Here is a 20,672-nt window from a genome sequence, read left to right as displayed (position 1 = left end):
CTGGACTCCCCCTGCTCAGTTGAGCGTCGCGTCCCGGAACCGAAGGTAGCCCACACCAAGGGGCACGATAATCCAGGCCAGCACGATCACCCAGGCGAACCAGTTCTCGAGGTAAAAAGGCACCTCGCCGGCGACCCGGCCGGCCGCCGTCACGTCGATGTCCTCTGCGCCCACGAAATCGACGAGCGTGAGCGAAATCGCCGACAGCGCCTGGCCGGGACTGAGTCGCTCGAGAAACAGGTACCAGGCCGGGAGGTTCTCGAACCCGGGGAAACTGCGCTCGAGCACCCAGTAGATCGACATGGGGACGAAACTCCAGGCGATATCGACGACGACGTAGAGGGTGGCGACCACGGCCAGTGCTTTGGCTCGGCTATCGACGCTGGCGGAGATGCCGAGGGCGATGGCGACGTACACCAGCCCCATCACCACGGTGAACGCGAAGAGGCCGAGATACGCACCGGCCGCGAACCCCTCGTATAAGAGTGCGAGGACGACGCCGCCGACCGCGAAGCCGATCACGGTCGGGACCGCCACGACTGCCGTCCTCCCCACGAGTTTTCCCAGCATGACGTCACGCCGAGTGTTCGGGAGGCCGAGCAGGAAACGGATGGTACCAGATTCTCGCTCGCCGACGATTGCCCGATAGCCCACGATGAGACCGACGATCGGGATCAGAAACCCGATCGGTGAGTACAAAAAGAGGAGGCCGCTTTCGAACGCGGGGCGGCCATCACTCGCGAGGACGTAGGGAATCGCCGACAGGCCCGCGATCAACAGGACTAACAGTCCGGTCAACACCCATAGCAACCGCGAACGCCCGGCATCCTGGAAGTCCTTCCGGGCGACGTGGAGCCAGGTCATTGGCGTACCTCCACGGGATTCCCAGCACTGCGGTCGCCGGTCGTAATCGACGCGAACAGGTCCTCGAGCGAGGCCGTCTTCGTCCCGATTTCGCCGATGGTCACGCCCTGGTCCTCGATGGTCGAGAACACCGGCGCTTTCGGTGCCTCCTCCTCGAGTTCGAGGTAGATAAACCGACTATCCGTCCGGGCGTCGATGACCGACTCGAGTCCACGGAGGCGTTCGAGCACGCCGTCCGGCACCGAGTCTACGCCGACACGCAGCTTGGAGGGTGAGCTGAAGCCCGATTTCAGGCCATCGATAGTGTCCTCGGCGACGAGTCGGCCCTCGCGCATGATGCCGACCCGGTCGCAGATAGCCTCGACCTGCTCCATGCTGTGACTCGAGAAAAAGACCGTCGCGCCGCGGTCGACTTCCTCGGTTACGATCTGACGCATCTCTCTGGCCCCGTTCGGGTCGAGGCCACTCGAGGGCTCGTCCAGGATGAGCAGTTCGGGCTCGCCCGCGAGTGCCATCGCGAGCGCCAGTCGCTGGGTCATTCCGGTCGAAAAGCCCCCCGCTTTGCGGTCGATAGCGTCGCCGAGGCCCACTCGCTCGAGCAGGGCCTCGGGGTCGTCGGCCGCCTGTTTCGTGTCGACGGCGAACTCGACGTGCTTTCGGGCCGTGAGCCGGTCGTAGACGCCGAAGTCTTCCGGCAGAACACCCGTTCGCTGGCGAATCTGCAGTGACTCCGTTTCCATATCGGCGTCGAGGATGGTCCCCGAACCAGCAGTCGGTGGAACGAACCCGAGCAGCATGTTGATCGTCGTCGATTTGCCCGCGCCGTTCGGGCCGAGAAAGCCGTAGACTTCACCCCGTTGTACCTCGAGGTCGAGGCCGTCGACGGCGGCGACCTCGCCGAACCGACGGCTGAGATTGCGTGTTTGGATGACACTCATTGGGGCGAGATTTCAGCCCTCGATAAATAAATACTCAGTTGCGTTATCTCGTTCGCTAATTTCGCTTCCGTGGAACCACTGATTCCATGGCGAGAGAGATTCCCGGACACAGCCCGGTGTCGGGCCGAAAGTCGTCGCGGTTCCGCAAGCGGATTTTTATCGGGTCCTCGAGCGGGGCAGTCAGCCACGCTCGAGCGGCCAGCACTCTCCCCTGACTACCCATTCGCTGGGATTTTGTCACCGCCGCCACGAGAGGAGCTATGCACGCGATCAAAGACGCCGTTCACGACTACGTCGAAGTCGACGGCGTCGCCCGGGACCTCCTCGACACCGCGGCGATGCAACGGCTCAGACACGTCAAACAGCTCTCGACGGTGCGGCTGGTCTATCCGTCGGCGAGTCACACCCGATTCGAACACAGCCTCGGCGTCTATCACCTGGCTCGAGAGGCACTCACCCAGCTGGGAATCGACGGCGCACGCGCCGACGCCGTTCGGGCCGCAGCCCTCCTCCACGACGTCGGCCACGGCCCCTACGGCCACCAGACCGAACGGATCATCGAGCGCCGGCTCGATCGTCACCACGACGACGTGCACGAGTTGCTCGAGACGACCGACATCGCGGGCGTCCTCGAGTCCCACGGCCTGGCCCCGGACGTGGTCGCGGACCTGATCGCCGGACGAGGAAAACTCGGCCAGCTCGTCTCGGGCGACCTCGACGTCGACCGCATGGATTACCTGCTGCGGGACGCTCACCACACTGGCGTCCCCTACGGCACGGTCGACCCCGGTCGCCTGCTTCGGGTGCTCAAGTTCGTCGACGGCACCCTCGCACTCGAGGAGGGCAACGTCGCGACGGCCGAGAGCCTGCTCGTGGCTCGAGCCCTGATGAACGCGACGGTGTATCGCCACCACGTCTCCCGTATCGCGGGGTCGATGCTCGAGCGTAGCGCCGAGCGATTGCTCGATTCGACCGACATCACGCCTGAGCGATTCGCCCGGATGACCGACGCCGAGTTGCTCACGTCCCTGCAGGCGTGTGAGCAAACGAGCGAAACGGCTACGCGACTCGCCGAACGACGCCTGTACAAACGCGCCGTCTGGGCGGAGATCGAGGCCGTTCCCGATGCCGTCCTCGAGGCCGACGACGAGGCGATTCGGGCGTTCGAAGGAGAAATCGCCGAGGCTGCCGACGTCCCCGCCCGGTCGGTCATCGTCGACTGTCCGGGTCGACCGAGCATGCCCGAAACCGATACGCGAGTGGTCGTTTCGGGGACGGTTCGCCGCCTCCACGAGCAATCGCCCCTCGTACAGGGGTTGCAAGCCGCCCAGCGGGCCCAGTGGCGACTCGGCGTCTACGCCCCGGAGGCCGACCTCGAGGGAGTCGAGCGGGCGACGAAACGAGTGCTTGGACTCGAGTGAGTGTCTGGACTCGAGTGAAGGAGGGCGGAGTATCGAAGCGGAGGGAACACCGAAAAAGCGGGGAGGTCGAAACCGAGATTCGCGGTCCGGACGGTGTGACGTCGCCCGGGTGGCCCGTCGCAGGTACCCCTACCCAGTGACAGGCACCATGTCATACCATAACATGATATATGATGCTATCGGCGTCTCTCGAGTGACGCAAATATCTGAGAAACGGTGACGAAGGCGGTCCGGCGTCGAACGTTAGGCGTCGAGGACCTGTCGCAAGATGTCAGGTGCTGCCTCGAGCGCGTCGTCGAGTTGGTCCACATCTGGCCCACCGCCCTGGGCGAAGTCCGGTGGGCCGCCGCCGCCGCCGCCCACTCTCGAGGCGAGTTCGCCGACGACCTCGCCGGCGTTCACCTCGGCACCATCCGGTACGGCAACGACGAACTGCGCGCCACTCGCCCCGGAGCCGATGACGGCGATCTGGCCCTCGTCGGCGAGCGCGTTGGCCGTCGCCCGGAGTTCGTCCATGTCCGCGTCGATGCGCTGGATGATCGCCGTCGTCTCGCCGACCTCGACCTCCTCCCCGCCCGCCCCGCCGCTGGCTCGAGCGGACGCGAGTTGTTCTTTCAACGCCTCGATTTCTTTGCCGCGAGCTTTCCACTCCTCGAAGAAGCGTTCGGCAGTGTCGGGGACGTCCTCGGGCGAGACGTCGAGGGCGTCGGCCGCCTCGTACAGTGCGTCTTCGGTTCGCTGGGTGGCCTCGATGGCGGCGTCGCCGGCGGCGAAGACCAGGCGTTCGACGCCGTCCTGAACCCGTTCGGCGTTCAGGATTTTGATCACGCCGATGTCGCCGGTGCGGGAAACGTGTGTGCCACCGCAGGCCTGGACGTCCTCGGCGACGTGGATGAGTCTGATATTGGTTCCCGGCGGGATACCGCCCTGGTAGAGGTCGAAGCCGTGTTCGGCCTCGGCCTCGTGGCGGTGGGGCCACTCCTGGGTCACCGAGACGTTCTCCATGACGAGGTCGTTCGCGACGCGTTCGATACGCTTGACGTCATTTCGACTGACGCGCGCGTAGTGGCGAAGATCGATCCGCGATGAGTCGACGCCCTTCTGGGCACCGGCCTGACGGACGTGCTCGCCTAGCACCTGCCGTGCAGCGTGCATGACGATGTGCGTCGCCGTGTGGTGTCGCATGAGCCGCCGACGGCGAGTCGCGTCGACCTGTCCGTTGACGAAGCCGCCCTTTCCGGGGTCCTCGTCGGTCCGGTGACGAATGACGCCGTTTTCGATCTGGACGTCCGTCACGTCGACGGTCGTTTCGTCGGTCGAGAGCGTCCCGTGGTCGGCCGGCTGGCCACCGCCCTCGGGATAGAACATCGTCTGGTCGAGGACGACGTCGTATCCCTCCTCGCGTTCGAACACGTCCAGCACGACCGCCTCGAACTGGGTACGGCCCTGGTCGTCGTAGTACAGTTTCTCCGTCTCTGGAAGGTCGCCAAAGCGTTCGTCGTCGCTCGAGGCCGCCGCTTCGTCGGCGGCCGCTCTGTCGTGGCGGTCGGCGACCAGGCTGTAGAAGTCGTCGGGGACATCAACGTCAGTCCCCGCCTCGGCCGCGATCTCTTCGACCATATCGGGCTGAATGCCGTGGCTGTCGTACAGTTCGATCAGTTCGTCGACCGGAATCGCCTCGCCGCGCTCTGCGTACTCCTCGGCGAGCTGTTCGACGCGACGGCCGCCACGCTCGAGCGTCTCCCGATACTTCTCGACTTCGGTACGGACGATGTCGCGGATCGTATCGCGATTGTCGTACGCCAGTCGGTCCGCTTGCATGTCCACGAGTTCGTCGAGGGGTGCGTCGACGCCGACGGTGTCACAGAGCCGTTTCGTCCGGCGCAACACCATTCGGGCGAGATATCCCGTCCCGACGTTCGATGGGACGATACCGTCCCCAAACATGTACGCGAGCGTCCGACAGTGGTCGGCGATGGCGTAGATCCGCTCGAGGGGCTCGACCAGCGTTCGAAGTTCCTCGACGTCGACGCCGAGTTCGTCGGCGATCTCGCCGCGGGCGGCTTCGACGTCGTCGACGTCGTCGATGTCGAGCTGGCCCGAGAGCCGAGCCGCGCGAGCCACCACTTCGGATTCCTCGTCGGTGTACTCGAGGCCGGCGTTGTCCTTCAGGAAGTCGATCATCTCGGGATAGATCGCTTCGTACACCGTCGGGGTTCCCTGGCTCATCCAGGTCCAGCGCTCGAGGCCGTAGCCGGTGTCGACGATGTAGGTGTCCATGAACGAGTAGGTGTTCCCGTCTTTGAGTTCGTACTCGCCGTCGGGGTCTTGCTCCATGCACATGAAAACGAGCGTCGCCAGCTCGAGGCCCTTGTAGATGACTTCGATGGCCGGCCCGGCGTTACCGCCGCCGACCCACGGGTCCTCGATGTAGGTGACGTCGGTGATGTCCGCGCCCAGCGAATCGAGCAACGCATCACAGAGTTCGACGGTGCGGTCCTTCCAGTAGACCTCGCCTTCGTACGCATACTCGTCTTCGGCGTCCTCGCGCACGTTGAACGCGTGGTGGGCCATCATCTCGAAGGCCATCGTGTGTCGGCCCGTCTTGCCCACGTTGTCGATGTCCTGCATCCGGATACAGGGCTGGCTCACCGTCAGCGGGTTCGCCGGCGGCGGCGTCTGCCCGGAGGTCACCAGCGGCTGGAAGTCGTAGATCGACGCCTGGGTCAGGAGGACGTCGTCACGCCAGCGGTTTGCCGCCACGGGGTAGGGGTCGATACGCTCGTGGTCGTGGTCCTCGAAAAAGGAGAGGAACGCCTCGCGCATCTCCTCTAAGGTGTACTCCTCGGCGAAGCCCGGACTGTCGATGAAGTCGTACTGTTCACATGGCGGTTCGCCACAGGTCTCTCGGTCGTGGTCGCGCGTCCAGAAATGCGCGCCACACGAGGGACACTCCTTGCGAGCGAATCCCTCCGCCTCGAAATACTCGAGTTGATATTCCGCAGCCAGCTCGCTCATTCGTATGCTGTGTTGGCCGTGCAGGCGGTAAAACAGTTCCGAACGGTCCCACACGCCGGTTTTGACGACGGCACTCGAGGACTGGACCCCGGCGTGGATACCCCTCGAGCATCCACACGTCGAATTACAGTAGCCGGTGAAAGTCATTGGACACCCTATAGCAAAAAATAGCCGCTCGAGACCGCTATCCCTGAGCCCGTTTCGAGAGCTGTGTCGAAATCACATCAAAAAACCTATTTTTCAGAGCGTTCGACGTTTTCGTGAATGGGCTTCGGCCGTCGTGGCGTCCTGGCAGCGCTGGCGACAGGGGTGGGGGTGGCGTTGGTCCCAGCCCCGCCCAGTCAGCCACAGCTAGGTCGCGTCCAGTCGGCTGACGGCCGCCTCCAGATCGACGGCGTCGACGCCGAGGGAACGATTCGAGACGAGCGCGACTCCCCCGTGGCGAGATACCACTACAAACGGACGGACGACGGATTCGAGCCAACCTCGCCGATCAACGTCGTGTTCGACCTCGAGCGAGCACCCGGCGGCCTCGAACGGGTGATGGCCCCACTCGAGGACGCTGGCTGGGTGCGACGGCTCGAAGAGTACACCCGATACGCCTACGACGCCGACCGCGACGTGTACGTCCGACAGCAGGCGACGGCCGCCGAGACCTATTACGGAACGAGCGGCCGCCGTCACGTTCGATGCTGGCAGTTCGGTAGCGTCGTCTCGATGCAGGCCCACGTCGACACCGGCGCACGGCCGAAACACGGCATCGAGTCCTACACCGACGCCCGCGAGTATCTCTCTCGACTGTACGCTGGCGAGGGCTGGGACGTCTCGCCGCGAGCACTGACTCTCGAGAATGCACAGGATCCGGATCACGACGGCTACGCCACCGTCATCCACGAGGTGGAGCCGTGAGCGGTGATACCGACGCCACCGACCAGCCGCTAGCGGGCAATACTTCCTCGAACACGAACCTCGAGCAGACGGGTGAAGGTCATCGCGAACGGACGACCGACAACGAGCTCGAGACGCCACTCTGGCAACATCCACTCGTCGGCCTCGTCCCTCGCAGAACGGCGGTAACGGCTCTGATTCTGGGTATCTTCACCCTCCTGTTTACCATGAGCGCACTGGGCGGCGCGGTTACCGTGGACGGACAACCGCTCGATACGACGACCGGGCTGTTCGACAGCCTGAGTGCGTGGGTGATCGCCATTGCCACCGCGCTCATCGTCGCCGGACCGTTCCTGTACGCAGCGTGGAACGGCGGGCCAACGTTAGCGGCAGCGATTCCTCTCGTGCCGGTCGCCCTCGGCGAACTCGTGACGGGCCGATACGCGTTCGGACTCGACTGGGCGATTGCGCTGACAACCAGTGTGGCTGGTGGCGTCTTCGCCGTGTACGTCCTCGACGTCCGCGAAGCGGGCTCCCTTCGTCCCTGGGACGTGTCGACGGACACACCCGACCGATTGCTCGCACTGACCGTGTTCACACTGGTCGGAGCGATCGCCGTCGGACGGTTCGTCCTCGCCGCCCCCGAAACGCTGCCGACGGCCTACCTTCCGTTTGCCCTTCTCTGGCTGGTCCCGATGACGCTCGTGACCCGATACTGGGTCGCTCGAGTACGAACCCACGGGCGAACGGCGGAGTCCTCGAGCGTTCAGTCTTAATCACCCAAAAGCCGAGGACTCGAGTGGTGAGTTAACCAACAGATTATTAATCACCGTTACCCCTTACTCTCGTACGAAACGTGTGGTGCGTGACTACGCCACACACCTATGGCACCTCGAAGGAATGACTGACACCAGATCCGTCTGCTACATAGCAGCTACTACCGCTGCGGCCCACTCGGGAGCAACCGCTCTCGAGGAAGCCGCGGAGGGGCTGTCAGTCGAACCCCTCCAGTCCCCGTTCGGAGACGGGGCCCTTCCGCCGGCCATCCAGGACGCACTCGAGGGCGCCGACTGCCTCGTCTTTGCAGAGACGCCGACGACCGCGGAGGGAGCCGACCTGTTCGACCTGCTCGCCTACAGCGACCGAACGCCGGTCGTCCTGTACTCGAGTGCGAGCTACGGACCGGGTGCCGCCCAGTCGACCGACGGCATCGACGGCTACGTTCGCCAGCATGGTGAGAGATCGTTCGCTCATCTCGCTGATGAAATCGAATGGGTCTGTCGACGACGTGAGGCCGAACGAGACGCCACGAGCGCCATCCCGAAGAGCCAGAGCGGAGGCCGACATCCTCGAAAAACCATTACCGCCCTTCACGAAATGGCGACCGAAATCGTCGCCTGCCGGACGGAAGACCGGCTGTTCGAGTTAGCTATCGAGACCGCAGAAGCCGTCCTCGGCTTCGACACCTGTTCGTTCGCCATCGAAACCGACGACGATGACAGTCGACTCACGGTCGTTGCATCCTCAAGCAGCCTCGAGAGCGGGACGCTCGAGGGCGAGAAAGCCGATACCGAAGCCGAGGGGATACCGGGAATTCTCGGCCGAACCTACCGCGAGGGGCGGTCGTTTCTCATCGAAGACGCGACGACGGAGCCGGACTCGAAACCCTACGACGACGCCTATCGCTCGGCGATCAGCGTCCCGGTCGGGAACGTCGGCGTCTTCCAGGCGATTTCGACCGAGTGCAACGCCTACGACGAAACCGACCTCGAACTGGCGAAGTTGCTGGTTGCACACGTCGAGGAGACGCTCGGACGAATCCGCCTCGAGTCGGCGTTGCGCCGGCATCGTGAACGACTCGCACAGTTACACGAGGGAGCGACCGAAATTGCCGCTGCGACGGACGAAACTGGTGTGTTCGAGCACGCACTCGAGACTGCAGAGACGGTGATCGAACTGGATATCTGTGTACTGCTGTCGGCCGATACGACGACCGACGAACTCGTTCCCAGAGCCTACTCCGAGACGATGGACGAGGCGTTTGCAATTCGCGTCCCCAGCGATTATGGAATCGTCGGCGACGCCTATCAGTCCGGAAACGCGAGCCGAATCGACGACGTACGGACGGACGAGACGGTCGAAGACGACCGTGGCTATCGCTCGGCACTCACCGTTCCGATCGGCGAATACGGCGTGTTTCAGGCGGTTTCCGAGGAGACGAACGCGTTCGACGACGACGACCAGGAACTGCTCGAGTTGCTGTGTGCCCACATCGCCGAGGCCATCGCTCGAGCCCGAGCAGAGATGGACCTCGTCGACGAACGCGACCGACTTTCGGCGCTGTTCGAAAACGTCCCCGACGCCGCCGTCCAGTACGAGCTATCCGGCGATACGCCAACCGTGAAGGCGGTCAACGACCGGTTCGAAGCGGTGTTCGGCTTCGACGAGGAAACGATACTGGACGAAGACATCGACGAGTTCATCATTCCTGAGGGGCTCGAAGACGAGGCCGAACAGTTGAACGAGGCCTTGCGCGAAGGAGAGACGCTCCGGGCGATCACTCGCCGACGAACCAAAACAGAAGTCAGGGATTTCCTGGTGAACGTCGTCCCGCTGACGCTGGGCGAACGCGGCGTCGAAGGCTACGCCATTTATACTGATATTACCGATCAGAAGCGCCGAGAGCGGGCGCTAAAAGCCCAGAACGAACGACTCGACGAGTTCGCCAGCATCGTCAGTCACGACCTGCGAAATCCGCTCAACGTCGCTCGAGGCTACCTGGAGTTGTACGAAGAAACCGGCGACCGCGAACACTTCGAGGAGGTCGACGACGCCCTCGCACGTATGGGTGAACTCATCGAGAAACTGCTCTCGCTGGCCAAACAGGGCGACGTCATCGACGAGACCGAACCCGTCGCCATCCACGATACGGCCCGTCGAGCCTGGTCGGTCGTCAACACCGGCGAGGCGACGCTCACACTCGAGCGAGACGGCATCCTCGAGGCCGACCGCTCGCGGTTCGAGGAACTCCTCGAGAACCTGTTGCGAAACGCCGTCCTCCACGGCAACCCCGATGGCTCGCCCGACGAACTGACCATCAGCGTCGGCGCGTTCGAAAGCGGGTTTTACGTCGAGGACGACGGGGTTGGAATTGCGCCCGAAAACCGAGAAACGGTGTTCGAATCGGGATACACCACGGCCGACGACGGCACCGGTTTTGGACTCTCAATCGTCGAGCAGATTGCCGACGCCCACGAGTGGACGGTGCACATCACCGAGAGTGAAAGCGGTGGTGCCAGATTCGAGTTTATCGGCGCTGCCGTCGAAATCGTCATCCAGGGTGACGAGAACACGGGATCACTCGAGGACGGGGCTGACGGTGATTCGGCGACACCCGGGCACGATGACGTGGCCACACTCGAGGGTGACGATCTCGATTCCCGTGAGGTCGACACTCAGGACACCGAAGCGAGGATAGCCTCACGAGATGCTATCGAAGGTGAAGTGAAGGGTTCGCAATTGGGAGCAAATACTATCGAAGCACAACCATACACTACAGAAAGCGAATCTATATCGGGAGACAACGACCACAGTGACGAAGCGGGGGACCAGTCCATCGACCACCTCGAGCAGACACTCGAGGAAGAGACCGAACCCGACCGCGGTGAAGACCTGGGCCTCGAGTGAAACCTGGCTCTCGAGCGCCAGCGACTACTCTTCGAGCGCCAGCGACGCCAACATCGCCTCGAGCTGGAGCCGTTCGTTCGCGCCCTCGGTGATCCGGAACTCGACTTCACCCAGGCGCTCGAGCAGTCGAACCGTCGCCATGTCATCGAGGTCGAACTCCCAGGCTGAGCGATGGAGCTGGTCGATGACGTCCCCGCCGGCCAGCCCGCGGTCGGTCAACAGCGACTCGAGGGTGGCTCTGGCGGCCGTAAAATCGCCGGCGATGGCCTTCTCGACCATCTCCTCGACCTCCTCGGGCCGGGCCGTCGCGGTGATGGCAAAGACGCCTTCCTCGTCGACGGTTTCGCCCATCACAGCTGCGGCCTGCAGTCCGTTGATGGCCTTTCGCATGTCACCTGCTGCGGCGTAGACGAGGGCGTCGACACCGTCGTCGGTGACCTCGATACCTTCGGTATCGGCGATCTCTCGCACCTGTGATTCGATGGCCGCCTCTGAGAGTTCGGTGAAGCGAAACACCGCACATCGAGACTGGATCGGGTCGATGATCTGACTCGAGTAGTTACACGAGAGGATAAACCGGGTGTTGTGTGAGAACTGCTCCATCGTCCGGCGCAGGGCCGATTGGGCGTCACTCGTCAGCGCGTCGGCCTCGTCGAGGAAGATGATTCGATAGTTGTAGCCGCCGAAACTCGAGCGCGCGAAGTTCTTGATTCGGTCACGGACGACGTCGATGCCCCGCTCGTCGGAAGCGTTGAGCTCGAGGAAGTTATCCCGCCAGTCGTCGTCGTACAGTTCGCGTGCGACGGCCTGTGCAGCGGTCGTCTTCCCGGTTCCGGCCGGTCCGGAAAACATCAGGTTCGGCAGGTCGTTCTGTTCGACGTAGCTGACCAGCCGCGGGACGATATTTTCGTGGCCCTTGATCTCCGATAGCGTCTGTGGTCGATACTTCTCGATCCAGACTTCGGTGCGGCCGGCGACCGACTCTTCGCCTGCCGACTCGGTCGTGGCCGCCGACTCGGGCTCGTCTGCGCTCATACCCTCGAGGTGGGGAGCGTCGGCAATAAAACGACCGAACTGCTGACTCGAGTGTCGAGAACCTGTCCGCCTCTTTTCGTAGGGGTGGTTGTCACGGTCTACCGATCAGCGTCGGACTGGGGAGAGACGACAGCGAACCCTCTCACACGACAGCGAACCTTCTCTTAAGCCCACACGTGTGAACGTTCCCAACACCGGAAACATAGGTGTTAGTACTATGTCGTTTCGTGACGTGGAACCGCTATAATGCTGCAAACAGACTCGAGCCGTGCGCTTCTGGTGCTGGCCGTCGTCGGGTTAGTCGTCCTCGCCACCGTGCCAGCGGGTGTGCTGGCCTACTCGGGTACACACCAAGCCCAGACCGGTGGCCAGGCTGGCGGCACGATCGTCGTCGGTCCGGGCGAAACCGTCGACGAACTCACCGCATTCGGCGGCACCGTCGTCGTCGAAGGCACCGTCACCGGTGACGTCAACGCCGTTTCGGGCACGGTCGTCATCGAGGAAGGCGGAACGGTCGGTGGCGACATCAACGGCGTTGCCGGCTCCGTCGAAATCTACGGGCAGGTCGACGGCAGCGTGGCCGTCGCCAGCGGTTCCCTCGAGATCGGAGAAAACGGAGCGGTCGCCGGCTCCATCGAGGCAGGCGTCGGCACCGCCACCATCGACGGCGTCATCGACGGCGACGTGACCATCGGTGCGGATACGATCACCCTCGGCGAGACGGCGGCGATTGCCGGCGATTTGCGCTACGACGGCAGCCTCGAGGGCGACCGGAACGCGGTTGCCGGCGAGATTACCCGAGATTCGACACTCGGCGTCGACCTCGCGCCCGTGATTCAGCCGCTTGCCGCCTGGGTGTTCGCGATGTACGCGCTCGCGGCGAACCTCATCCTGGGTGCGCTGTTGTTACTCCTGTTCCCCCGATTTTCGGCTGGCGTCGCCGACCGGGTCGCGACCGAACCGCTGCGAACCGGTGCCATCGGCCTGGTCGTCCTCGGCGGGGTTCCCCTGCTCTTGCTGGGGCTTCTGTTCACCATCGTCGGCATTCCCCTGTCGTTACTCGGAGCGGTCCTGTTCGGCTTACTCGTCTGGGTCGGGGTCGTCTACGGCCGCTTTGCCGTCGCCGCCTGGGCGCTCTCGAGCGTCGGCGTCACGAACCGCTGGGTCGCACTCGTCGTCGGGCTGGTCGCCGGCGCGATACTGGGCCTCATCCCCATCTTCGGCTGGTTCCTGAATCTGGTGATTACCCTGCTCGGCCTCGGTGCGCTCGCCAGCGGACTGGTTGCACAGCGCCGAAACGTCGGCGACACCCCTCCGAGTGCCGAACGACCTTCGGGCGGGGATGGTGACCCTGGAATCGGTGCCGCCGAAACAGATGGTGGGTCCGCTAAACCCTCGAGCGAGTCCTGAACGACGCCCCTAAGGGTCGGGCCGAACAAGGGGACGTATGTCAACGGACCCGCCCATCACCGTCGATATCAAAGGTGAAGAGGTTCGGGAACTCGAGCGCGAGGCACTCGGCCCCGACCCGACCTACGCCGACGCGCTCGCCGCCGTCGACCTCAGCCCCCACGAGGTGAGCGTCCTGGTCGACGGACGGCCAGTTCCCGAAGATCAGCCACTCGAGGCCGCCGAGATGACGGTGTTGCGACTCATTAAGGGCGGGTAAAACCGCTGCACCCAAAGCCCTGGAGGCGAAGTGAGAGTCAATGGATCTCGAGTTTCTCGGCGGGGCCGGCGAAATCGGCCGGAGCGCGCTGTTGATCGACGACAGCCTGCTGGTCGATTTCGGCATGGATTCGGGCAACCCGCCTGCGTTCCCGATTCGCGACCCTGACCCCGAGGCCGTCGTCGTCTCCCACGGTCATCTCGACCACGTCGGCTCGCTCCCGTCGCTGTTGTCCGGCGACGCTCGACCGCCGATTCACTGGACGCCACCCACCGCGGACCTGGCAACGTTGCTCGCTCGAGACACGCTCAAACTCCACGGCGGAACCTACGACTGCCCGTTTACCGAGGCCGAACTGGCCCGGATGACCCAGGTGTCACACACTCACGGCTACGAGGAACCGTTCGAGGCCGCCGGCTACGAAATCACGTTTTTCCATGCGGGGCACATTCCCGGCAGCGCCCACGTCCTGATCGACGACGGGGATACGCGCCTGTATTATACCGGCGATTTTCACACCGAAACCCAGCGTCTCGTCGCCGGGACGACCGCCCGACCGGACGCCGATATCGTCGTCTGTGAGAGTACCTACGCCGACACGACACGCCCGCCGCGAGGCGACATCGAGGCGTCGTTCGCCGACCTGCTCGAGTCGACGCTCTGGGAGGGTGGGACCGTCGTCGTCCCCGCGTTCGCCATCGGCCGCACCCAGGAGGTGATGTCCATCTGTGCCGAGCACGACCTCGAGTGTTACGTCGACGGGATGGGAACGCGCGTGGCCGAGTTGTTCACACAGCCTCGGAACATCGAGTACCTCCGTGATCCGGAAGCGTTTCGTCGAGCGAAAGGGCACGCCAGGTTCGTGGACGGCCGGGACGGGCAACGGAAACGCATCGCCGAGGGGAACACCGTCATCATCACCACGAGCGGGATGCTCCACGGCGGTCCCGCCATGACCTACGTGCCCGCAATCAGACGACACCCCACGAACACCATCGCGCTGACCGGCTACCAGGTCGATGGTACACCCGGCAGAGACTTGCTCGAGACTGGAAGCGCCGAAATCGACGGACGAGTGATGCCCGTCAGCGCCCGGGTCGAGCAGTTCGATTTCTCCGCGCACGCCGACCGACGCGGCCTCGAGTCGTTCCTCGAGCCCTATCGCGGTACCGACACGCGGGTTCTCGTCAATCACGGCGACCGCTGTCACGCCTTCGCCGACGAACTCCGCGAGGATGGCTTCGACGCCAGTGCACCCGAACTTGGGGAACCGGTGACGATCGAGTAGGGCAACGTCAGGAGTGTCCGAAGATCGGTTTTCGAAGCCCATTCGTCGCCTTCCGTTCGATCCTCGAGTGTCCTCTCGAGACCAGTCATATATTCGATGAAAGTCACGAACCGGGGCATGTTTTAGCGTCGTTAACTCGCCGTATGCCGCCCGAAACAACAGTATTCGACACATACAGCGAAAACAGTAATATCGGCATTTGTTGTAACTTCCCAGGTATGATGGGGACACAACCGAACGAATTGAGCCCGGCAGTGGTCGGCTGGAAGACGGCCGCTGACGAGCGAGCGAAGCGAGATGACAGCCGGAGGCTGCTGACGCGAGCGGTGGGATGACACCAACGGAGTCGGATGACACAGCCGCGGGCGCGACAGACGTGGACACCGCCGCGGAGAGCCAGGACACCGTCACGGAGAGCCAGTTCGGAACTGCCTCGAGTGTGGGTGCTTCGAACGTCGTCACGCGCCGGGAGATGTTGGCTGCCCTCGGCGGTGCCTCTATCCTCGCTTCGCCCGCGGAATCGACGACGGACCTCGGCGAGAGCGACGTCCACGTCCGGGTGTATCCGGGTCGGCTCCCAACCTACGCCTGGGCCCGGTACGGCTGGCGAGGCGCTCGAAGCGGTTGGGCCCCGCCACACGAGGCAGCCTACAGCGCGGTCGAATCCGCCCTCGAGCAGTTCGAACGGTACCGAACGGCACGCGGCCGACTCGAGGACGTCGATATCACCGTCGAACGCGGTGGCCGCATCGACCTCACGAGGCACGCGATTTCTTCGCCACGAGAACTGGTTTCACCGACTCAACAGCAGGTGCTCGATGCATTTCGGACCGTCCTCCACGACCGCGGGGCAATTACCGGATCGTGTTGTCACCTGCTGTTGTGGTGGGGACCGCTGCATCACGACGTCGGCTACGGCGGCACTCGCTCGCCGAACAGTCACGTCGCCAAAATCGACGGCGAAGGTGCCCAGACCGTCGCCAATATCGGCGCGACAGAACTCTGGGACTCCCGCGCCGTGACCCGGAATATCGCCATTCACGAGATGCTCCACACCTACCTCAGTTCGCGAATCGCGAACGAGGTGGTGGGGTCGGCCTGCGACCACGACCTCGGGACGGCTATCCGAACCGACGACCGAACCCTCGAGGTCTCACCGATCGCGACGGCCTACGCCGGCCCGGAAGAGATGGGGGCAGGCACTCGATTTCACGGCACCGGTTGCCACGACCACGGTTCGTTCGCCCACCACGATGGCTTCGACGGCATCAAGCGCTTTCGATACACCACGACGCTGAGCCAGACGACGCTCGAGGGAATGACCCGGTATCTCGAGGCCACGCTCGAGTGAGACGGATCGGTGTAACCGTGTACCGGTGAGCGTTCGAACGGAGCCAACGCGTACCGGTTAACCGAGACACCGGTCCGTATGATCCCACCGCGGCTGTGTCGTGGTGTCGGTTCACAGGCCGTGGTGCCCGCAGATGGACAAGATTTTAAGCCAGCGTAGGCTACGTGCGGGCACTATGGGCAAAAAATCGAAGGGCAAGAAAAAGCGGCTTGCCAAACTCGAGAACCAGAACAGTCGCGTTCCAGCGTGGGTCATGCTCAAGACCGACATGAACGTCCAGCGAAACCCCAAACGGCGCAACTGGCGTCGAAACGACACTGACGAATAACCATGAGTGCCAGTGATTTCGAGGAACGGGTCGTCACCATCCCGCTCCGTGACGTCAAGAAAGGACCGAACCACGAGGCCGCGAACTACGCGATGAAAATCGTCCGCGAACACCTCGCCAAACACTTCGCCGTCGACGAAGATGCCATCCGACTCGATCCCTCGATCAACGAGACGATCTGGGCGGACGGCCGCTCGAACCCGCCGCGAAAACTCCGCGTTCGCGCCGCTCGATTCGACGACGCCGGCGAGGCAATCGTCGAAGCCGAGGTCGCCGAGTAACTTGCTCCGCGCCGCGTTTGGCGGGTCGTCGTACATCGGCGTCTTCGCCCGAACGACAGATACCCATCTGTTCGTCCGCCCCGACGCCGACGACGACCTCGTCGCTGATCTTGCCGACGAACTCGCCGTCGAACCCGTCCAGACGACCATCGCCGGCTCCTCGACGGTCGGTGCGTTAGCCACGGGTAACGAAAACGGCCTCCTCGTCAGCGCCCGCGTGCTCGAGTACGAACGCGACCGCCTCGAGGAAACCCTCGATGTGCCCGTCACCGAGTTGCCGGGCAGTATCAACGCCGCCGGCAACGTCGTCCTCGCGAACGACTACGGCGCGTTCGTCCACGCCGACCTCTCTCGAGAGGCCGTCCAGGTCGTCAAAGACACCCTCGGTGTCCCCGTCGAACGGGGTGACCTCGCGGGCGTCCGCACAGTCGGGACCGCCGCCGTCGCAAATAACGAGGGCGTGCTCTGTCACCCCAAAGCGACTGACGCCGAACTCGACCACCTCGAGGACGTCCTCGACGTTCGAGCCGACGTCGGAACCATCAATTACGGCGCCCCGCTCGTGGGCTCGGGCCTACTCGCAAACGAACACGGCTACGTCGTCGGTCGCGACACGACGGGGCCGGAGCTGGGCCGCATCGAGGACGCGCTGGGCTACATCGACTAGCGGCTTTCTGTGCCTCGAGAGCTGGCTGCTCGAGATAATGTTACTATTCGAACTGCTTTTCACGCTGGTTGCTGAAGCGGGCCTATGAGCGAACAATACTGCCCGGACTGTGGTGCGTCGGTTGACACCGGCAACCGATACTGTTCGTCATGCGGCGAACGGATCACGGAAGTGACCCAGACGCCCACGGGGAAACCCTCGAACGCCGGGGGTGGAACGAAAACCGATGGCGATACGACGTTCGCCGCGATTACGCACATCCTCGCGTTGCTCACGTGGGTGATCGGGCCGCTAATCGTGTATCTGGTGACCGAAGACCAGTTCGTCAAAGAGAACGCGCGCAACGCCCTGAACTGGCAGATCATGTTTACTATTTATATGACTGTCTCGGCGGTATTGCTCCTGGTCCTGATCGGTTTCGTCCTCATCCTGATCCTCCCGCTGCTCGACCTGGTGTTTTGTATCATCGCCGCGATCAAGGCGAGCGAGGGAGAGGCGTGGACGTATCCCGCGACACCCGATATCCTCTGATCAGTTCACACCGTTTTCGAATACTGCCTACGACTGCCGCTCGAACCGGTGTAACACGACCTCGCTGTCGTCGTCCCACTCGAAGTGATCGTGTGCACGCTCGAGCAACTGTCTGTACGCCTCGAGGTCGTCGACGCCCTCTTTCTTTGCGTCCTCGTCGGTGAGGTCGCCCAGCGTCCGCTCGGTTATCTCGACAATCTCGAACGTGGTATCCTCGACACGAAACGTATCACCCTCCTCAGCGTAGGCGTGCCCGCGGTGGATCTGTGTGACGGTTCCCTCGAGTGCCTGCTGGCGCATTCGTGGTGTGGGAAGTAGTGTGTCTGGTTCGATTTCAGCCATACGAGAAACGTCTTGCCGGTGGGTAAAAACGATTGAGCCTACATTCCACACACGATGAGTACCTGAATGGTATCCGGTGGTCGCCTCCGACCGGTCATCAAGGGTCGCTCTTCCAAAATTGAACCATCAGATGGAGAGTGAGGTATGTCAGATTTATTGATGTTTGGCGACAAATGGTGTCGAAAAGTGATTGACGATCCATTTATTATTTCTAGATAACAGCTCCAATTGGAAGTGCGGCCAACTGTTAGATAAGTTAATTGAGGAATAAGACAGGGTACTCGGTTTTGGATAAAACGATCAGTTAAGAACGTGGGTTGAAGGAGTCCAAAATGAATAACTATTAATATTGTTCAGATAGGTTGGTATGTATAGTCTTGCCATGACACAGGTAATATGGATCATCGTCGCCGTCCTGGTGACGTTCACTGTCGGATATGTTGGCTATTCGAGATACCTCACACAGTTCGTCGAACTAGACGACGACCGAGAGACACCGGCACATAAATACGAGGACGGTCAGGAGTACGTCCCCTCAAAAAAACCCGTGTTACTGGGCCATCACTACTCCAGCATTGCGGGCGGTGCACCGATCGTCGGTCCGATCACGGCGGGGGCCATCTGGGGATGGGTCCCGGCGTTGCTCTGGATCGCCATCGGGAATCCGTTGATGGGGGCCGTCCACGACTTCGTCTCGTTGTCGGGGAGTCTTCGACACGAGGGGAAGTCGATCGGGTACATCATCGGTGAGTACGTCGGCGAAAGCGGCAAAAATATGCTCCTGTGGTTCGCGTTCCTGACGATCATACTGGTCGTGGCCGTTTTCGCACTCGTCGTTGCAATCGTGTTCCACGCGTTCCCACAGGTGGTGACCGCTTCGTTCATCTACATCATGTTGGCGCTGGTTTTCGGAGTCTACCTGTACCAGCTCAACGGCCCGTTCATTCTCGGGACCATCCTGTTCGTCGCAGGCGTCTTCGGGGCCGTATGGGTCGGCATTCAGTACCCCGTCGCGCTGTTCGCCGGCGATTATCCGGCCGGAACGATAGTGCTGATCGGCGGCGAAGGAGCGTGGGTCCCCGGTGCGGCCGAATTGGAAGGTATCGGTGGCGGTAACACCGCAGCCTGGATTCCGATCATCATGATCTACGGTGCCGTTGCGAGCGCGCTTCCGGTGTGGGTCTTGCTCCAGCCCCGCGACTACCTCTCGTCATTCTTGCTGTATACGGGGGTCGGCGGTGCGATCATCGCGATCATCGTCGGTACCATCTTCGCGACGTCGTCCGAACCGCTCGTCGTCGACGAAAGTATTGGAGCGTTCGAAGGATTCTGGGGAGTCGAAGCAGCCGGACTGGCCCCGTTGTTCCCGCTCCTTTTCATTACCATTGCCTGCGGGACGATCAGCGGGTTCCACTCCCTGGTATCTTCTGGAACGACCGCCAAACAGCTGGATAAAGAGAGTGACGCGCGGCTGATTGGCTACGGGGGTATGCTTGGTGAGGGGCTGCTCGCGGCCGTTGCACTTTCGACGTTCGTAGTGTGGGGCTTCGCCGACCCGGCTGGCGGTATCGGTGCAGCACTCCCGAACTTCGCCTCGGGTGGAGGCGTCATTTTCACGAGTCTCGGCATTCCCGAGTCGGTCGGTGCCGTGTTCATGGCACTCGTACTGGTGAGTTTCCTGCTGACATCGACAGACACGGCGGTCCGTCTGGGCCGATACATGATGGAAGAAATCGTCGGAACGCCCGCTGGAATGACCACCAAAGGACTCTCGGTTGACCCCGCCTCGTTCGTACGCGGCCGGTATACGAACCCGCTCATTCAGGTTGTTCCCGCTTATTTGCTCGTCATCTCCGGTCAGTGGGTCGTCCTCTGGCAACTGTTTGGCGGTGCAAACCAACTGCTCGCAGCGCTTGCGTTGTTGACGGCGACCGTCTGGCTCGCCAACTGGGACGATAGCAAACAGCTCGTCTCGACTGGCGTCCCGATGGCAATCATGGTCGTGATCACCATCATGGGCCTCTCGGTCCTGGTGTTCTACGAGAACCTCTACCTGAATCTGATTCAGGGCGGCGCTGAGACGACCGAAGCGACGGTGTCGTCGATCGTCCAGATGGTTCTTGGCCTCGTACTCATGATACTGGCACTCGCCCTCGTCAGACTTGGCTACAAGAACATCAGTGACGTACGCGGGGAGCCGGAGACGCCCACCGCGCCAGGCGACGACTAACGGTCGCCTGCCGACGGACTACACAGACACTCGCTGCTTTTTTCGGGACACATCGTCGAGCCACCGGTTCTCGAGTTGGTGACCCGCCACTAACACGGATGCACGTTGTCGACGGAATCCAATCTGCACAGCCA

Annotated in this window: 18 protein-coding genes; 13 read left to right on the top strand and 5 right to left on the bottom strand. The window is 62.6% G+C overall.

The annotated features are described in order from the left end of the window. Nucleotides 1-15 precede the first annotated feature (15 nt). Entirely contained in the window at nt 16-864 is an 849-nt protein-coding gene (locus NLK60_RS12635; RefSeq protein ID WP_254808133.1) for an ABC transporter permease, read from the bottom strand. Next, complete coding sequence (locus tag NLK60_RS12630) at nt 861-1,802, bottom strand: ABC transporter ATP-binding protein (RefSeq protein ID WP_254808132.1); 942 nt, start codon at nt 1,800-1,802, stop codon at nt 861-863. Before NLK60_RS12630 ends, NLK60_RS12635 begins: the two co-directional genes overlap by 4 nt. 260 nt (nt 1,803-2,062) lie before the next feature. Here NLK60_RS12630 and NLK60_RS12625 point away from each other — a divergent pair, with 260 nt between their 5' ends. Beyond that, nucleotides 2,063-3,223 (top strand): HD domain-containing protein, encoded by a 1,161-nt coding sequence (locus tag NLK60_RS12625; protein WP_254808131.1) that lies wholly within the window; start codon nt 2,063-2,065, stop codon nt 3,221-3,223. A 243-nt stretch (nt 3,224-3,466) separates the two neighbouring features. Here NLK60_RS12625 and alaS read toward each other — a convergent pair whose 3' ends face one another. Next, nucleotides 3,467-6,241 carry an alanine--tRNA ligase gene (gene alaS, locus NLK60_RS12620; protein WP_254808130.1) on the bottom strand — a complete coding sequence of 925 codons (2,775 nt, stop codon included), beginning with the start codon at nt 6,239-6,241 and terminating at the stop codon, nt 3,467-3,469. A 264-nt stretch (nt 6,242-6,505) separates the two neighbouring features. Between alaS and NLK60_RS12615 the strand changes: the two genes are divergently transcribed. From NLK60_RS12615 to NLK60_RS12605, 3 genes are all read left to right on the top strand, one after another. Then, the gene (locus NLK60_RS12615; RefSeq protein ID WP_254808129.1) at nt 6,506-7,150 is read left to right on the top strand and encodes a hypothetical protein; all 645 of its coding nucleotides are present in this window, start codon (nt 6,506-6,508) and stop codon (nt 7,148-7,150) included. Beyond that, on the top strand, nt 7,147-7,905 hold the full coding sequence (locus tag NLK60_RS12610) for a hypothetical protein (RefSeq protein ID WP_254808128.1): 759 nt from the start codon (nt 7,147-7,149) through the stop codon (nt 7,903-7,905). Before NLK60_RS12615 ends, NLK60_RS12610 begins: the two co-directional genes overlap by 4 nt. 124 nt (nt 7,906-8,029) lie before the next feature. Then, nucleotides 8,030-10,816: a GAF domain-containing protein gene (locus tag NLK60_RS12605; RefSeq protein WP_254808127.1), complete on the top strand. Its 2,787-nt coding sequence runs from the start codon at nt 8,030-8,032 to the stop codon at nt 10,814-10,816. Between the two features lie 24 nt (nt 10,817-10,840). Here the strand turns inward: NLK60_RS12605 and NLK60_RS12600 are convergent, their stop codons facing one another. Continuing rightward, a complete protein-coding gene (locus tag NLK60_RS12600; RefSeq protein ID WP_254808126.1) occupies nt 10,841-11,851 on the bottom strand; it encodes a replication factor C small subunit in 1,011 nt (336 codons plus the stop codon). Nucleotides 11,852-12,097: 246 nt separating this feature from the next. Here NLK60_RS12600 and NLK60_RS12595 point away from each other — a divergent pair, with 246 nt between their 5' ends. The 8 genes from NLK60_RS12595 to NLK60_RS12560 all read left to right on the top strand — a co-directional run bounded on the left by NLK60_RS12595 (nt 12,098) and on the right by NLK60_RS12560 (nt 17,966). Further along, nucleotides 12,098-13,261 carry a bactofilin family protein gene (locus NLK60_RS12595; protein ID WP_254808125.1) on the top strand — a complete coding sequence of 388 codons (1,164 nt, stop codon included), beginning with the start codon at nt 12,098-12,100 and terminating at the stop codon, nt 13,259-13,261. Between the two features lie 37 nt (nt 13,262-13,298). Then, entirely contained in the window at nt 13,299-13,520 is a 222-nt protein-coding gene (gene samp2, locus NLK60_RS12590; RefSeq protein WP_254808124.1) for a ubiquitin-like small modifier protein SAMP2, read from the top strand. Between the two features lie 40 nt (nt 13,521-13,560). Next, a complete protein-coding gene (locus tag NLK60_RS12585) occupies nt 13,561-14,808 on the top strand; it encodes an MBL fold metallo-hydrolase (protein ID WP_254808123.1) in 1,248 nt (415 codons plus the stop codon). Nucleotides 14,809-15,139: 331 nt separating this feature from the next. Then, nucleotides 15,140-16,159 (top strand): hypothetical protein, encoded by a 1,020-nt coding sequence (locus NLK60_RS12580; RefSeq protein ID WP_254808122.1) that lies wholly within the window; start codon nt 15,140-15,142, stop codon nt 16,157-16,159. A gap of 175 nt (nt 16,160-16,334) precedes the next feature. Beyond that, entirely contained in the window at nt 16,335-16,487 is a 153-nt protein-coding gene (locus NLK60_RS12575; protein ID WP_252701300.1) for a 50S ribosomal protein L39e, read from the top strand. A 2-nt stretch (nt 16,488-16,489) separates the two neighbouring features. Continuing rightward, nucleotides 16,490-16,768 (top strand): 50S ribosomal protein L31e, encoded by a 279-nt coding sequence (locus NLK60_RS12570; protein WP_254808121.1) that lies wholly within the window; start codon nt 16,490-16,492, stop codon nt 16,766-16,768. 1 nt (nt 16,769) lies between these two features. After that, nucleotides 16,770-17,435 carry a translation initiation factor IF-6 gene (locus NLK60_RS12565; RefSeq protein WP_254808120.1) on the top strand — a complete coding sequence of 222 codons (666 nt, stop codon included), beginning with the start codon at nt 16,770-16,772 and terminating at the stop codon, nt 17,433-17,435. A gap of 84 nt (nt 17,436-17,519) precedes the next feature. Continuing rightward, nucleotides 17,520-17,966, top strand: coding sequence for a DUF4870 domain-containing protein (locus tag NLK60_RS12560; protein WP_254808119.1), 447 nt, complete (start codon nt 17,520-17,522; stop codon nt 17,964-17,966). Between the two features lie 27 nt (nt 17,967-17,993). Here the strand turns inward: NLK60_RS12560 and NLK60_RS12555 are convergent, their stop codons facing one another. After that, entirely contained in the window at nt 17,994-18,308 is a 315-nt protein-coding gene (locus NLK60_RS12555; protein ID WP_254808118.1) for an ASCH domain-containing protein, read from the bottom strand. A gap of 382 nt (nt 18,309-18,690) precedes the next feature. Here NLK60_RS12555 and NLK60_RS12550 point away from each other — a divergent pair, with 382 nt between their 5' ends. Next, on the top strand, nt 18,691-20,538 hold the full coding sequence (locus NLK60_RS12550) for a carbon starvation CstA family protein (protein WP_254808117.1): 1,848 nt from the start codon (nt 18,691-18,693) through the stop codon (nt 20,536-20,538). Nucleotides 20,539-20,672: the final 134 nt, after the last annotated feature.

Origin of the sequence: Natronosalvus amylolyticus (genome assembly GCF_024298845.1) — an archaeon.
GTDB lineage: Archaea > Halobacteriota > Halobacteria > Halobacteriales > Natrialbaceae > Natronosalvus > Natronosalvus amylolyticus.
This window is presented reverse-complemented; position numbering and strand designations above follow the sequence as displayed.

Excerpts from the sequence above, each read along its gene's own strand:
- NLK60_RS12595 (WP_254808125.1), top strand. The coding sequence starts at position 12,098 with ATGCTGCAAACAGACTCGAGCCGTGCGCTTCTGGTGCTGGCCGTCGTC.
- NLK60_RS12570 (WP_254808121.1), top strand. The coding sequence starts at position 16,490 with ATGAGTGCCAGTGATTTCGAGGAACGGGTCGTCACCATCCCGCTCCGT.
- NLK60_RS12560 (WP_254808119.1), top strand. The coding sequence starts at position 17,520 with ATGAGCGAACAATACTGCCCGGACTGTGGTGCGTCGGTTGACACCGGC.
- NLK60_RS12625 (WP_254808131.1), top strand. The coding sequence starts at position 2,063 with ATGCACGCGATCAAAGACGCCGTTCACGACTACGTCGAAGTCGACGGC.
- samp2 (WP_254808124.1), top strand. The coding sequence starts at position 13,299 with ATGTCAACGGACCCGCCCATCACCGTCGATATCAAAGGTGAAGAGGTT.
- NLK60_RS12585 (WP_254808123.1), top strand. The coding sequence starts at position 13,561 with ATGGATCTCGAGTTTCTCGGCGGGGCCGGCGAAATCGGCCGGAGCGCG.
- NLK60_RS12550 (WP_254808117.1), top strand. The coding sequence starts at position 18,691 with ATGACACAGGTAATATGGATCATCGTCGCCGTCCTGGTGACGTTCACT.
- NLK60_RS12635 (WP_254808133.1), bottom strand. The coding sequence starts at position 864 with ATGACCTGGCTCCACGTCGCCCGGAAGGACTTCCAGGATGCCGGGCGT.
- NLK60_RS12605 (WP_254808127.1), top strand. The coding sequence starts at position 8,030 with ATGACTGACACCAGATCCGTCTGCTACATAGCAGCTACTACCGCTGCG.
- NLK60_RS12630 (WP_254808132.1), bottom strand. The coding sequence starts at position 1,802 with ATGAGTGTCATCCAAACACGCAATCTCAGCCGTCGGTTCGGCGAGGTC.
- NLK60_RS12555 (WP_254808118.1), bottom strand. The coding sequence starts at position 18,308 with ATGGCTGAAATCGAACCAGACACACTACTTCCCACACCACGAATGCGC.
- NLK60_RS12580 (WP_254808122.1), top strand. The coding sequence starts at position 15,140 with ATGACACCAACGGAGTCGGATGACACAGCCGCGGGCGCGACAGACGTG.
- NLK60_RS12575 (WP_252701300.1), top strand. The coding sequence starts at position 16,335 with ATGGGCAAAAAATCGAAGGGCAAGAAAAAGCGGCTTGCCAAACTCGAG.
- NLK60_RS12615 (WP_254808129.1), top strand. The coding sequence starts at position 6,506 with ATGGGCTTCGGCCGTCGTGGCGTCCTGGCAGCGCTGGCGACAGGGGTG.
- NLK60_RS12600 (WP_254808126.1), bottom strand. The coding sequence starts at position 11,851 with ATGAGCGCAGACGAGCCCGAGTCGGCGGCCACGACCGAGTCGGCAGGC.
- alaS (WP_254808130.1), bottom strand. The coding sequence starts at position 6,241 with ATGAGCGAGCTGGCTGCGGAATATCAACTCGAGTATTTCGAGGCGGAG.